The sequence below is a fragment of the Dyadobacter psychrotolerans genome, from assembly GCF_004349265.1.
Taxonomy (GTDB): domain Bacteria; phylum Bacteroidota; class Bacteroidia; order Cytophagales; family Spirosomataceae; genus Dyadobacter; species Dyadobacter psychrotolerans.
Genome location: NZ_SMFL01000005.1, coordinates 120,871 through 133,576 on the forward strand (window position 1 = coordinate 120,871; position 12,706 = coordinate 133,576).

The 12,706-nt window shown below is 41.0% G+C and carries 13 protein-coding genes; 8 read left to right on the forward strand and 5 right to left on the reverse strand.

Going from position 1 to position 12,706, the window contains the following annotated elements:
- Positions 1-151: 151 nt before the first annotated feature.
- Positions 152-652, forward strand: coding sequence for a low affinity iron permease family protein (locus tag E0F88_RS14940; protein WP_131959078.1), 501 nt, complete (start codon positions 152-154; stop codon positions 650-652).
- A gap of 59 nt (positions 653-711) precedes the next feature.
- Here E0F88_RS14940 and E0F88_RS14945 read toward each other — a convergent pair whose 3' ends face one another.
- Together E0F88_RS14945 and E0F88_RS14950 are read right to left on the reverse strand one after the other, a co-directional pair.
- The gene (locus tag E0F88_RS14945) at positions 712-1,500 is read right to left on the reverse strand and encodes an SDR family NAD(P)-dependent oxidoreductase (RefSeq protein WP_220466302.1); all 789 of its coding nucleotides are present in this window, start codon (positions 1,498-1,500) and stop codon (positions 712-714) included.
- A 96-nt stretch (positions 1,501-1,596) separates the two neighbouring features.
- Complete coding sequence (locus tag E0F88_RS14950; protein ID WP_131959080.1) at positions 1,597-2,208, reverse strand: hypothetical protein; 612 nt, start codon at positions 2,206-2,208, stop codon at positions 1,597-1,599.
- A 304-nt stretch (positions 2,209-2,512) separates the two neighbouring features.
- Between E0F88_RS14950 and E0F88_RS33705 the strand changes: the two genes are divergently transcribed.
- Both E0F88_RS33705 and E0F88_RS14955 read left to right on the forward strand, forming a co-directional pair.
- Positions 2,513-2,689 carry a DUF6496 domain-containing protein gene (locus E0F88_RS33705; RefSeq protein ID WP_165940073.1) on the forward strand — a complete coding sequence of 59 codons (177 nt, stop codon included), beginning with the start codon at positions 2,513-2,515 and terminating at the stop codon, positions 2,687-2,689.
- 80 nt (positions 2,690-2,769) lie between these two features.
- A complete protein-coding gene (locus tag E0F88_RS14955; RefSeq protein WP_131959081.1) occupies positions 2,770-3,057 on the forward strand; it encodes a hypothetical protein in 288 nt (95 codons plus the stop codon).
- A 55-nt stretch (positions 3,058-3,112) separates the two neighbouring features.
- Here the strand turns inward: E0F88_RS14955 and mscL are convergent, their stop codons facing one another.
- Complete coding sequence (gene mscL / locus E0F88_RS14960; RefSeq protein WP_131959082.1) at positions 3,113-3,562, reverse strand: large conductance mechanosensitive channel protein MscL; 450 nt, start codon at positions 3,560-3,562, stop codon at positions 3,113-3,115.
- A 188-nt stretch (positions 3,563-3,750) separates the two neighbouring features.
- Here mscL and E0F88_RS14965 point away from each other — a divergent pair, with 188 nt between their 5' ends.
- Both E0F88_RS14965 and E0F88_RS14970 read left to right on the forward strand, forming a co-directional pair.
- Entirely contained in the window at positions 3,751-4,779 is a 1,029-nt protein-coding gene (locus tag E0F88_RS14965; RefSeq protein ID WP_131959083.1) for an SDR family NAD(P)-dependent oxidoreductase, read from the forward strand.
- A 204-nt stretch (positions 4,780-4,983) separates the two neighbouring features.
- Positions 4,984-6,261 (forward strand): glycoside hydrolase family 99 protein, encoded by a 1,278-nt coding sequence (locus E0F88_RS14970; RefSeq protein ID WP_131959084.1) that lies wholly within the window; start codon positions 4,984-4,986, stop codon positions 6,259-6,261.
- Positions 6,262-6,353: 92 nt separating this feature from the next.
- Here E0F88_RS14970 and E0F88_RS14975 read toward each other — a convergent pair whose 3' ends face one another.
- Positions 6,354-6,773 (reverse strand): hypothetical protein, encoded by a 420-nt coding sequence (locus E0F88_RS14975; protein ID WP_131959085.1) that lies wholly within the window; start codon positions 6,771-6,773, stop codon positions 6,354-6,356.
- Positions 6,774-6,935: 162 nt separating this feature from the next.
- Between E0F88_RS14975 and E0F88_RS14980 the strand changes: the two genes are divergently transcribed.
- The gene (locus E0F88_RS14980) at positions 6,936-8,282 is read left to right on the forward strand and encodes a glucosidase family protein (protein WP_131959086.1); all 1,347 of its coding nucleotides are present in this window, start codon (positions 6,936-6,938) and stop codon (positions 8,280-8,282) included.
- A gap of 208 nt (positions 8,283-8,490) precedes the next feature.
- Positions 8,491-9,066 (forward strand): SRPBCC family protein, encoded by a 576-nt coding sequence (locus E0F88_RS14985; RefSeq protein ID WP_131959087.1) that lies wholly within the window; start codon positions 8,491-8,493, stop codon positions 9,064-9,066.
- Positions 9,067-9,207: 141 nt separating this feature from the next.
- Here the strand turns inward: E0F88_RS14985 and pruA are convergent, their stop codons facing one another.
- A complete protein-coding gene (gene pruA / locus E0F88_RS14990; RefSeq protein ID WP_131959088.1) occupies positions 9,208-10,830 on the reverse strand; it encodes an L-glutamate gamma-semialdehyde dehydrogenase in 1,623 nt (540 codons plus the stop codon).
- A 209-nt stretch (positions 10,831-11,039) separates the two neighbouring features.
- Here pruA and E0F88_RS14995 point away from each other — a divergent pair, with 209 nt between their 5' ends.
- On the forward strand, positions 11,040-12,245 hold the full coding sequence (locus tag E0F88_RS14995) for a proline dehydrogenase family protein (RefSeq protein WP_131959089.1): 1,206 nt from the start codon (positions 11,040-11,042) through the stop codon (positions 12,243-12,245).
- The last annotated feature ends 461 nt before the right edge of the window (positions 12,246-12,706 follow it).

Here is a 12,706-nt window from a genome sequence, read left to right on the forward strand (position 1 = left end):
CGTTTTAGTAGTTTTGCTTTTTAAATTTAAATATCACATTATCAAGTTTTTATAATTTGTCGGAGCATTAAAATAATATTAAAATGCGGGTTGTGAAACGGCATAAAAGTGGTATTGGAAAAATCATTTTTATACCTTTTCCACTGCAACTATGAACCGTATCCGGGAAATTTTCGAAAGTCTGGCAACAAAAATCACAGCTTTTACAGGCAGTTCCGCTGCTTTCGGGCTGGCTGCATTCACGATTTTAGTCTGGGCAATTACAGGTCCGATATTCCATTATTCCGATACCTGGCAGCTGGTCATTAACACCGGAACTACCATTATTACATTTTTAATGGTTTTCCTCATTCAGAAAGCACAAAATAAAGATTCAAAGGCGATCCAACTAAAATTAAACGAACTGATAGCTGCCAGCAGAACAGCCAGCAACAGGATGGTAGATATCGAGGACCTTACAGAATCAGAACTTGATCAGCTTCATCAATTTTATCAAAAGCTCTCAGACGTAGCGGAACGGGATCAGGATATTCACAATTCACACTCAATCGATGCTGCAGAGCAGTTGCAGGAAACTAAGAATTCGATCAATACTGAAATTAGGCAGGATTCGGAAGATGGTATTTCATCAAAAGAGAAACTGGATAATTAGCATATTTTTGCAAATAACTGGCCCGAGCACAACTTTTAGTTTTACTCAGGCCAGTTACTTTATTCTTCTGAAACCGGTTTTTGCTGCTCGTTAAGCTGATGCGCCAAAATAGAATTCGGTATAATATTTCCCATTCCGGTTTGCAGTTTGTTTTTCAAACCTGAAACAACTTTATCTTTGCCGGACATAAGTGCTTCGTAGCCATCTTTTGCAACATCTGCCGGATCGGCCTTTGCATCAGGATCCTGAATCGCTTTACTGGACTGCATACCTGCTTTGCTAAAAAAGTCGGTATCCGTAACACCAGGTAGCAAAGCCGTAATAGTGATTTCGGTATCCTTTAATTCTTCACGGATTGCTTCGGTGAAGGACAGCACAAAAGCCTTTGTGGCATGATAGACAGACTGCCATGGTCCTGGTGTTTTACTGGCAATTGAAGCCAGGTTCAGAATTTTGCCCTGCTGGTTAGCGAGCATATTCTGCAAAAAGCATTTTGTCAGAATTACCAGAGAGGTAATGTTAAGATCAATGATTTTAAGTTCTCTGTCAATTTCTGTATCCTGAAACAGACCATAAACTCCCTGACCTGCATCATTAACCAGCACATCAATTTGAATTCCTCTGCTTTTCACTTCATTATAAAGTGCAAAAGCCTCATCCCGGTTGAAAAGATCTTTTGAAATCACGATCACATCAATGCCATAAGAGCTGAACTCCTGTTGTGTCTGATCCAGTTTCCGCTGATCGCGGGCGACAAGCACCAGGTTGTATTGATCTTTGGCAAATAACTTGGCCAACTCATAACCGATTCCACTGGTGGCTCCGGTAATCAATGCGTAATTTTTCATGTTGAGAATATTTGGTTTTATAGTTTGAAGAAATTTCCAGGGTTAGCAACAAATTACATACCTGCAGCGTCGGTTCTCGAAATTACAATTAGGGTTTTATTCCTCTATCAATCCGTCTGCAAGACTTTTCCACTGAACCTTTGAGAAACTCAGCATCCCTATAAATCCAACGACTTTGTTTCTGATCTGATCTGTTATTTTTTCGGAATCTGAATTGGTTTTAATATTCCGGTCAATAATTCTGGCTGTCAGTTTGTTTTGTTCCCGGGTTACCGTAAAGGTGCTTGTCGATTCCTCATCGTAAAAATGAGCAATTGTAGGATCGTTTCCGGTTGGATTTGCTGCCGGTCTCACTCTGATTCCCACACTTTCAACATCACCCCAGTTATACAGTTCAACCTCTTCGACTTTGGCCCAGTCAAATCCATTTCCTGCTTCGGTTCCAGGACCCGGAATATCAATTTTAAAATAATTTCCTTGAGAAACAGGCCCTGAAATTTCTTCTCCGGTGGCATCAGTCAGATAAAAATGCGCCAGCGGCCTGCCAGCCAATTCGTGCCAGCCATTTACATTCAGCAAACGCTGTTTTGCTGTTTCAAACAATTCTGCTGCCGCTTTGGAATCGGCAAGCTCTACTGAACTCTCGGCATTGATCACATCCCCTTCCTGCTGGGCAGGAATGATCCCGGTGTAGTTTTGATTGTTCATAACGATTAATATTTAATTCTGAAATTGTGGTAGTAATTTTTACCTTCAAAAAATCAATCCAGTTGAAGTTAAGCCGGGTATGCACTTCTCAACTACTCCTGAAAAGGATCGTTTTGCCTGATCACCGAAGTTTCTAATCACTTTCGGATGGTATTTGATCATCGGAAGTTTCTTTAACATTCAAGTCAAAACGCCTCAGGTTAGAATGACTTTAAAAACGTTAGCCAGCAACACCATGATCGAGTCGCAGGCATGAATTTTGATAAAAATTTTGTCAAAATTCATCTTAAAACAAATAGAATTCATGGCAAAATATTCAAAAAAGGCCGGTGAAAAAGTTGAAGAGGCGATGCATGAAAAGAAGAAAGGCACGCTGAAAACCGGCTCAGGCAAAAAAGTAACGTCTAAAAAACAGGCAGTAGCAATCGGACTTTCTGAGGCAAGAAAAGAAGGGGCGAAAGTTCCTAAAGAAAAAGAGTGATTAAGAAAAATTCCGCAAACGGCAGTCGCTCAGGAACAATTCTTTAGTAGCTCTGGGCGAAACCAAAAAAGAAATCAATTATGAAATTCATAAACATATTAAGCCTGGCCGCGTTACTGGCCTTTGCATCCTGCGGAAAGGAAAATAACCAGAGTAGTGACAGCGGATCTGATTCGCAAACTACGCCAAACGACAGTTCGGGAGCAGAGAGCCGGGCAGCTTCCGGTGTTGCGGAAGATAATCAGAAAAAGGTAGCAGGTTATCCGTCAAATCAGTCAAATCTGAACAGCGATTCAACCAGCAGGTTGCATGATGTAGATACTACTTCGGCAAAAATGAAAAAAGATCAGCCAAACAAACACCAATAAGTAAGTAGAAGGAGATTGAATAGCCATCAATCTCCTTCTACTTTTAACGACTATCTTAGGACGGATTTGTATTTCCAGGCTGCATTGCCTTCAGTGCATCCCGAATTTCTATTAATAAACTCTCTTCTTTTGTTGGTGCCGGCGGATCAACAGGCTTTTCCGCTTCTTTTTTTCGCAGTGAGTGCACAGCATTAACAAGAACAAATACCACCAGCGCGATTATGAGAAAATTAATCACATTTTGCAGAAAATTTCCGTAAGCGATCACGGCTCCGGCCTTTCGTGCATCTTCCACAGTAGGTATTCCCCGGGCCTTCTGATCCAGAGGAATATACAAATTTGAAAAATTAACATTGTCAATAATTTTCCCCACAGGAGGCATGATGATGTCATTTACAAGTGATTGTGTCACAGTTGTAAATGCCGCTCCGATGATAATACCGACTGCCAGATCAAGAACATTGCCCTTGATCGCAAAATCTTTAAATCTTTGGAAGAATTGCATAAAGTTGAGGTTAAATGAAAGTTGTTGGTCGTGCAAAAGATTTTATAATGCTTAATATGATTTCCGCTTTTGAAATAAAAAACCATTCCATATACGTTACATGTTGCTGATTTATAATCGTTAATGGCCTGGTTTTTTTATTACGAACGCAAACGATTTGAAAATCAGATATCAACAAATTTGACCTCATGAATAATAAAACAGGAATTTCATCAAAAACAGCAATTTGGACCGCATTGGGAGCAGGAGCTTTTTTGATAGCTAAAAGCGCTTACCGGGAATTAACGAAATATGATTTGCGGGGCAAAATAGTGCTCGTTACTGGTGGTTCGCGGGGACTGGGGTTAGCCATAGCCCGGGAGCTGGCGTCAAAAGGAGCCAAAATTGCTATTTGTGCAAGAAACGGCAGGCAGTTGGAAAATGCCAAAATCGAACTGGAAGAGACAGGCGTGGAAGTTTTGACTGTTCAGGCAGATGTTTCGATACAAGCCGAGGTTGAAGCACTTATGAAGCAAGTTATCAACCATTTTGGACGACTGGATGTATTGATCAACAATGCTGGTATCATTCAGGTTGGCCCGGAAAATGTGATGGAAGTGGAGGATTATCAAACAGCAATGGATAACAACTTATGGGCTGCGTTGTACTCCATCAAGGCCGCGGTTCCTGGTTTTATCAGACAAGGTGAAGGGCGAATTGTTAATATCTGTTCAATAGGAGGTAAGATCGCTGTGCCGCATCTATTGCCATACAGCGTCAGCAAGTTTGCCTTGGTGGGACTTTCGGAAGGTTTAAGTGCGGAATTAAAAAAAGATAACATCCATGTAACAACGGTCATTCCAAATTTGATGCTGACAGGCAGTCCGCGTAACGTATCCGTAAGAGGAGATCATGAAGCAGAATATGCGTGGTTTAAAGTGGCGGACTCTACACCGCTGATATCACAAAAGGCTGATAAAGCTGCAAAACAAATTGTAAAGGCAATTGAACATGGGGATAACGAATTGGTTTTGACTCAATTGGGGAAGGTTATGGTGGCTGTTCAGGGATTGATGCCGGAAGCAGTGACTTCGGTGATGCAGATTGCCAATCGTTTTCTACCTAAAAGCACCGATTCGGAAGTAACTAAAAAGGGATATGAAAGCGAATCGGACGCTTCCAATGGCCCTGTCGCTGTAAATAGCGATAGAGTCGCTCTGGAATACAATGAGTTATGAACAGGAAACATGCCAAAGAATCAGTTTTGGAAAGTATCTCATGACCATCCCAATGCTTATAACTCCATCCCGAAGTTCCAACACGAATTTTACCGGCCATAAAATAGTTGTTCAGTCCGGCCATTATTTTAAAAACGCCCGCCAATTCTGAATAATGCAGGTGGATATTTAATTGGATTTTATAAAAATTATCTGCGTTTTAATATGAAGTTTCCTCAACTGCTTTTTGTCCTTCTTTTTTCGTTCAATTGCTTTGGCCAGAGATCAGGAACTGAAGTAAAATACGATGAAACGGGTTGTTTATTTACAAGTTATAAAGGCCTTGTGATGGCTGGATACCAGGGATGGTTCACAGCCGAGGGTGACGGAGCCGGTCGAGGCTTCCATCATTATCAAAAAGGTGGAAAGTTTGAGCCAGGTTTTGCATCTTTTGACTTTTGGCCTGATGTTTCTGAGTATCCCAAAACTTACAATACCAGTTTCAAATATGTCGGCGGCGAAACTGCCAAAGTGTACAGTCCTTATGATGAAGAAAGTGTGAACCTGCATTTTAAATGGATGAAGGAATATGGAATTGATGGCGTTTACATGCAGCGCTTTGTAAGCGAAATAAAAAGAGAAAGCGGGAAAAGGCATTTTAACAAGGTACTTGCCAATGCGCTGAAAGCTTCGAAAAAATACGGAAGGGCAATCAGTATAATGTACGATCTGAGTGGCTCAACTTCGGCAGATATGGATTTTATTGTGAAGGATTGGGAGGAGCTGCAAAAGGAATTTTTACTTTTTGACAACAAAGAAAACCCTACATACCTACGGCAAAACGGTCGTCCGCTACTGGCAATTTGGGGTGTAGGATTTAACGATGACAGGAAATATACGACGAGGGACATTCAAAGATTAGTCGAAAAAATAAAAGGCCGGGATCAAAAAGCATCTGTATTACTTGGCGTACCTTATTACTGGAGAAGCCTGGATAAGGATACAGAGAACAACGCGGCTTTACATGAACTTATTAAAACGGCGGATGTAATTATGCCCTGGGCTGTGGGACGTTACAACGCTGCAACTTATTCCGCTGTTGCCGGAAATAATCTGACAGCAGATATTGCATGGGCTAAAAACAACAAGCTTGGTTACATTCCACTTGTTTTTCCTGGTTTTAGCTGGGGAAATTTAAAAGACGATAACACGCTCTATAATCAGATTCCGCGAAACAAAGGTGATTTTCTCTGGCAGCAAATAGCTGGTGCAAAAAACGCAGGAGCCGAAGCGATTTACGTTGCGATGTTTGACGAAGTTGACGAAGGGACAGCCATTTATAAAACAAAAAAAGAAGGTGAAACACCAATTAACGGTGCTGGTAAGTTTGTCGGAATTGAACCGGAACTTGCTCCGGATTATTACCTATGGCTCACGGGTGAAGGAGCAAAATGGTTTCATGGCGAAGGCGGGTTTGGCGTGAGAAAGCCTGTCCGGAAATGATATGTTTAAAATATCGTGAGGGAATTTTAAGGTTGATAACGGGAGTTGATGATAAAGTAAACATTATCGACTTCCGTTATCAATTCATTGACCTACAAATTAACATATTTCCTCTTTCCCTGCCCGCAAGTGGAAACAGTTAGCTCGTTGTCTTTCACTTCAATTTCCCAGGTTGGACAATACACACAGTTTACCGCAGCGCAATGGCCGTAATCAAGTTCGGTTTTTGGTTTAATGGTGAAATTATTTCCGTTGATGACCAATGAACCTGGCCCGCAGCAAATTCCTCTTCCCTGTGAGTCAACAATAACTCCGTCATAACGGAAATTAAGATCGTTGCCATCCGGATTTTGAACATTTTCCCAGCTGCTTTTACCATCTGCTATTTTCTCAACCGCTGCCAAACGCCAGGATCCAACGATAGGCTCGACGCCCGCAACAGGATCTTTGTCATCTTTTTGACAGGCGAATAAGATGAAAGAAAAAATTAAAGTAAGTAAAATGCGATTCATGATTTTTGTTTTATTTAAAGGAGTTTGTTTTATATAAAATGGTTGGAAGGTTTTCCGGGTTTATTTAAACCCTGGCTCAATTCAGTAACCATTATGTTTCCGGGTAATTGTGCTTTGTTAATCAACGCTGTTTACTCAATCCAGTTCCTTTACCCTTATATCATGAAATTTTCAAAGGTTCACTTAACCGTTTTACTGCTTGTCAGTCTGCAAACCGCCTTTTGTCAAACATCTGCAATCATTTCCAAAGAGGATTTTAGTTTTCTAGAAAAGATGACCAGAGATGTTCTGGATTCTTCCCGCGTGAAACCGGGACAAAATATGCCAGCAACTTTTGGTAAAAACAATACCGGAGGAACCCTGGTAAGGCCGGGTGGGAGAGATACTTATCCGGCATTCTGGATTCGGGATTATGCAATGTCCCTGGAAACCGGATTTGTTACAACTGCTGAACAAAAACACATGCTGCTTTTAACCGCATCTACTCAATGTGACCAAACCTGGATAACCCGTGGCGGAAGTATGGTGCCTTTTGGCGCAATCGCAGATCATATCCGGGTGAACGATAAGTTGCCCGTTTACTACCCGGGAACATACGATTATCTGGATCAGGGTAAAAAGGAATTTGGTATGTTTCCTCCCTACGATGATCAGTTTTACTTTATTCAGATGGCATATTACTATATAAAGAGCACCGGAGATATCAAAATTACAAACAGTGACATTAATCAGAAAAAGCTGATAGACAGACTGGAAAATGCTTTTTGCGTGCAGCCTTCCCACGCGGAAAATGATATTGTTTTTACCAATGATGCTTTTCGTGGCGTCGACTTCGGTTTCAGGGATGCCGTCGATATTACCGGCGATCTTTGTTACGCATCTTTACTGAAATATACCGCTGCAATTCAACTCGCTGAGCTATTTGAAAAATTAAAAAACGCGCAAAAGGCAATTCGATACAGAAAAATTGCTGCAAATATTAAAACTGCTATTCCCTCTATTTTTAGAAACAAAAACGGAATGCTTCGGGCTTCAACAGGTAAAAGCGATCAGGAAGATGTTTGGGCCACGGCACTTGCAATTCATTTAAAAATACTTGAAGGAACAAATGCTGAAAAAGCAGCTTCTTATTTGGATAGAGCCTATAAAACAGGAACTCTTGCTTACAAAGGCAGTATCCGGCATGTTCTCACCGCGGAAGATTTTAGTAAAACAACATCCTGGGAGAGTTCGCTTGCCGGCATCAATACTTATCAAAACGGTGCTTATTGGGGGACACCAACAGGTTGGGTAGCCAATGCGATCGCACTTGTGGATATGGCATCAGCTCACCAATTGGTAAAAGAATACATCACTGAATTACGGGAAAATGATTTCAGGAAGGGCCCACAGTTTAATTCACCTATGGAGTGTTTTTTTACAAATGGCTATTCGCGCGGACCTGTTTATCTGACCACAGTAAGTTGTCCGTACATTGCCTTGAAGACGATTGTTTTACATAATAAATGAGTTTTCTTGCATAAATAAAAAACCGAAATAATGAAGCCGAAGTACTGCTTTGTGAAACCTAAGGTCTTCATTTAAAATAAATGGGCGCCAGAGCCGCTTACATGTTAAAAAGCATACGGCAAGTTTTTTTTAGGGCATAATTATTATAGATGTTTTTGATCAATTCTATAAAGAGGGTCGAATTACCAGCTTCATTAAAAACATACGTATGGAAACCAATCAGCAACACAAAATTGAAACCAGCCAGGAATTCGCGGTTCCGGTTGAAATGCTTTTTAAAGCATGGACGGAGCAGGAACATTTGCAAAAATGGTGGCGTCCGATGGGTGAGACGCTGGAAAGCGTAAAGAGTGAATTGGAAGAAGGAGGTGCAAACGAATATTATTTCGAAAGTAAAGCTTTTAAAATTACAGGAAACTATCAGCAGGCCGATGTGAATAAAAAGCTGGTCTATACCTGGAACTGGGATTTTGAGGGAAATGAACTTGAGAATGAAAAGTACATCCTTCACATCAAGTTTGAATCAACCGACGGCGGTAGCAAATTACTTGTGGTCCAGGAAGGGCTTGCATCCGAAGAAGTTTTGCCGGCACATGAAGATGGCTGGAAAACAGGACTGGAAAGTTTGAAATCATATCTGGAAGTTTCATCAGACGGAAGTTCTTCTGAAAACAAGAGTTCGTCTGTAAATGAAAGTGACAGTGTAAAAAGTGACGAGGGAATGAATGATCGTTCAGGAGGTTACAACGAGTTACCGGAACAGGCGAAAGTTGGCGGTGGGTGATAACAAAGAATTAATTTTTGCTTGTGAAATGTTACGACGATACAGATTACGCAGCAAATGGTCGGTAAGAAAAAGAGATACAATCCGGCAAGCGTAATGCTTCCATTTTGTATCTCTTTTTATTAAATCCGGAATTAATTATTAGGATTGCAAAAACGGATAAGTATAATTCTTTGGTGGATCAAAAGTTTCTTTAATCGTTCTGGGTGAAACCCATCTGAGCAAATTCAGGTAAGAGCCCGATTTGTCGTTTGTTCCCGATCCTCTTGCGCCGCCAAATGGCTGCTGCCCAACGACTGCGCCGGTTGGTTTGTCATTGATATAAAAGTTTCCGGCCGCATTACGCAACCGTTTTACTGCCTTTTCAATTGTTGCCCTATCCTGTGAAATAACTGAACCCGTCAGCGCATAGATTGAAGTATTGTCGATGATTTCCATAATCTCATCAAAATCTTCGTACACATAAACAGAAAGAACAGGTCCGAAAATTTCTTCGCACATCGAAACATAGTACGGGTCAGAAACTTCAATGACCGTAGGATCCACAAAGTAACCTGTTGATTTATTATAAGTTCCACCGGCTACGATTGCCGCCTTTGGGTCATTCTTTGCATTTTCGATGTAAGAGACAATTTTGTCGAATGACTTTTCAGAAATTACTGCATTGACGAAATTTCCAAAATCTTCGACCGTTCCGATTTTCACCTTTTTTAAGTCACTCAGCAATTTCTCTTTAACGGCAGGCCAAAGCGATTTTGGAATATAAGCTCTTGAGGCTGCTGAACATTTTTGTCCCTGATATTCAAAAGCACCGCGCAGCAGAGCGGTAGCTACAACGTCAACATTTGCCGTTTCATCAGCAAGTACAAAGTCCTTGCCGCCGGTTTCACCAACAATACGGGGATAGCTTTTGTATTTGTGGATGTTGTTACCAATATTTTTCCAAATGGCCTGAAAAACAGCAGTTGATCCTGTGAAATGCAGTCCCGTAAACTCAGGATGGCTAAAAATGATATCTCCCGCCAACGGACCGTCTACGCTGATCATGTTGATCACACCGTCCGGAAGGCCTGCAGCTTTAAAAATTTCCATGATCACATTGGCAGCGTACATCTGATTTTCAGATGGTTTCCAAACGATCACATTACCCATTAACGCAGCGGAAGCCGGAAGGTTACCTGAAATCGCAGTGAAGTTGAAAGGTGTTAATGCATACACAAAACCTTCAAGCGGGCGATATTCCATCCGGTTCCAGACACCTTTGCTTGAGACGGGCTGCTGCGCATAAATCTGCGACAGGTAAGACACATTGTAACGAAGGAAATCGATCAGTTCACAGGCGGAATCAATCTCTGCCTGGTACGCATTTTTCGACTGACCGAGCATCGTTGCCGCGTTCAGTTTATAGCGGTAGGGTCCGGAAATCAGGTCGGCTGCTTTCAGGAAAATCGCAGCCCGGCTCTCCCAGGACATATCTTCCCATCCCTGCTTGGCAGCCAGTGCTGCCTCTATTGCACTTTTAACATGACTTGCGTCGCCTTCATGATAATATCCAAGAATGTGCTGGTGGTCGTGTGGGGGCCTGACTGCAACTTTTTTGCCAGTCCTGATTTCCTCGTTCCCGATATACATTGGAATGTCTGTTTCGGTTGATTTCGCCTCTCTGATAGCTGCTTCAAGTTTTAACCTTTCGCTGCTGTTTGGTGCGTAATCAAGAACAACTTCGTTTTGTAATGCGGGTACATTGAAAAATCCGTTTGCCATATTTTGGTCGTTTTAATTTTCTATAATATTATTAAAGTTGTTATCTGATCATTAAGTTCAATAACGAAATAATCACATCCTGATCAAAGGTAAAACAGCACGCCTGATTAGGTTTAATCGCAAATTATCCATCTATAATCAGAAATTGCCAAAATATATTTTCAAGGATTTCGTCGTTTACTTTTGAAGAAAAACACGACAAATCAAAAATGGAAAAAATGTTTGAAGACTCAGAGCATGCATTTGCTTACAAATCGGACGGGCAGCTCAGGAAAGCGTACTGGCTGTTCAAAATGATGAAGTTTAACTGGCTGATATCTTTTGGTACCAACTTCATTCTGGCCGCAATCAAATGGCGGCTGCCGGTTATCGGCATTCTAAAAAATACATTGTATAGCCAATTTGTAGGAGGAGAAACGCTGGAAAAAGCGACACCGGTAGTCAATAAATTAGGGAATTATGATGTGGATGTAATTCTTGATTATGGTGCTGAGGCTAAGGAGGGAGAGGCTAATTTTGATTTGGCCAAAGAAGAATTTATTAAGGCAATTCGTTACTCTGCAACACAGACAAGCATTCCTTTCATCAGTTTGAAAATCACTGCTCTGGCGCGGTTTGAATTACTGGAAAAATTAAATTCCAGCGTTACAATTAATCCTGGTGCGATTGCCGTTGACGCAAGAAAATTAACCTTTGAGGAAAATAAAGAATGGCAAAATGTGCTGGACAGGACTTATGCAATCTGTGAGGCAGCATTAAACCTCAATCTGGGTGTGCTGATCGATGCCGAGGAGTCGTGGATACAAAATACGATCGACGGAGTTGTAATGCTTGCCATGAATGCATACAATCAAAAGCAGGTAACTGTCTACAATACCATCCAGCTTTACAGATCGGACAAACTTGATTTTTTACAATTAAGCCACCGTACGGCCCGCCAGCATTCTTTCCTATTGGGCGTAAAACTCGTACGAGGTGCGTATATGGAAAAGGAACGGGCATGGGCACAGGAGAAAAATCAAAAGTCACCGATTCAGCCGGATAAATCCGCTACGGATGCGGATTTTAATAAGGCGATCGATTTTTGTTTTAATCACCTTGAAAATACTTCTGTTGTTGTGGCAACGCATAATGAGTATAGCAACCTGCATGCACTTTCAATTTTGCAGGGCAGACAAATGGGGCAGGCGAACAAACATGTACATTTTTCGCAATTGTATGGCATGAGCGATAATATCACTTTTAATCTGGCCAAGGAAGGTTATAATGTAAGTAAGTACCTGCCTTATGGCTCAGTCGCCGACGTGATCCCTTATTTGTTACGACGCGCCCAGGAAAACAGCTCCGTTGCGGGTCAGACGGGTAGAGAATTATTTTTATTGGGAAAGGAAATGGACCGAAGAGGTTTAGCCTGATAACCAGTCAGCCCTGCGCAGATTTTCGTGTTTCTGCGCAGGTTTATTAAACAAATATTGACTGAACAATTCCTGAAAAATGACGTTCAGCTTCTCTAATCTTAAAAGAAATACCGACTAAATGTGCTTTGTCGTGTTTCCATGCATATTCTGCTCCACTTTCAATCTACGTTAATAACAAAGGAAAATCTTATAGTGTTGATAAAAACCCAAATTATATTTGGTATTTCATTAACTGCCTAAATGTTTATTTTCGTAAAAGTCGAAAAGATAATTTTTAATTATTATTGGCGATTAATAAACATATATTAATCTGACTCTTTCATTTATAGAAAAAAAATGATAATATTGGTAAAGGTTCCAAAACGCACTTAACATAAATTCTTTAAGGAATATACGTAGCAAATGATTTGTTGATGGTTTTTAGCTGTAATTTCAGTTTAAATCTAATTTATATGATT

Coding starts and splice junctions, on each gene's coding strand:
- E0F88_RS14940 (WP_131959078.1), top strand. CDS start 152: ATGAACCGTATCCGGGAAATTTTCGAAAGTCTGGCAACAAAAATCACA.
- E0F88_RS14945 (WP_220466302.1), bottom strand. CDS start 1,500: ATGAAAAATTACGCATTGATTACCGGAGCCACCAGTGGAATCGGTTAT.
- E0F88_RS14950 (WP_131959080.1), bottom strand. CDS start 2,208: ATGAACAATCAAAACTACACCGGGATCATTCCTGCCCAGCAGGAAGGG.
- E0F88_RS33705 (WP_165940073.1), top strand. CDS start 2,513: ATGGCAAAATATTCAAAAAAGGCCGGTGAAAAAGTTGAAGAGGCGATG.
- E0F88_RS14955 (WP_131959081.1), top strand. CDS start 2,770: ATGAAATTCATAAACATATTAAGCCTGGCCGCGTTACTGGCCTTTGCA.
- mscL (WP_131959082.1), bottom strand. CDS start 3,562: ATGCAATTCTTCCAAAGATTTAAAGATTTTGCGATCAAGGGCAATGTT.
- E0F88_RS14965 (WP_131959083.1), top strand. CDS start 3,751: ATGAATAATAAAACAGGAATTTCATCAAAAACAGCAATTTGGACCGCA.
- E0F88_RS14970 (WP_131959084.1), top strand. CDS start 4,984: ATGAAGTTTCCTCAACTGCTTTTTGTCCTTCTTTTTTCGTTCAATTGC.
- E0F88_RS14975 (WP_131959085.1), bottom strand. CDS start 6,773: ATGAATCGCATTTTACTTACTTTAATTTTTTCTTTCATCTTATTCGCC.
- E0F88_RS14980 (WP_131959086.1), top strand. CDS start 6,936: ATGAAATTTTCAAAGGTTCACTTAACCGTTTTACTGCTTGTCAGTCTG.
- E0F88_RS14985 (WP_131959087.1), top strand. CDS start 8,491: ATGGAAACCAATCAGCAACACAAAATTGAAACCAGCCAGGAATTCGCG.
- pruA (WP_131959088.1), bottom strand. CDS start 10,830: ATGGCAAACGGATTTTTCAATGTACCCGCATTACAAAACGAAGTTGTT.
- E0F88_RS14995 (WP_131959089.1), top strand. CDS start 11,040: ATGGAAAAAATGTTTGAAGACTCAGAGCATGCATTTGCTTACAAATCG.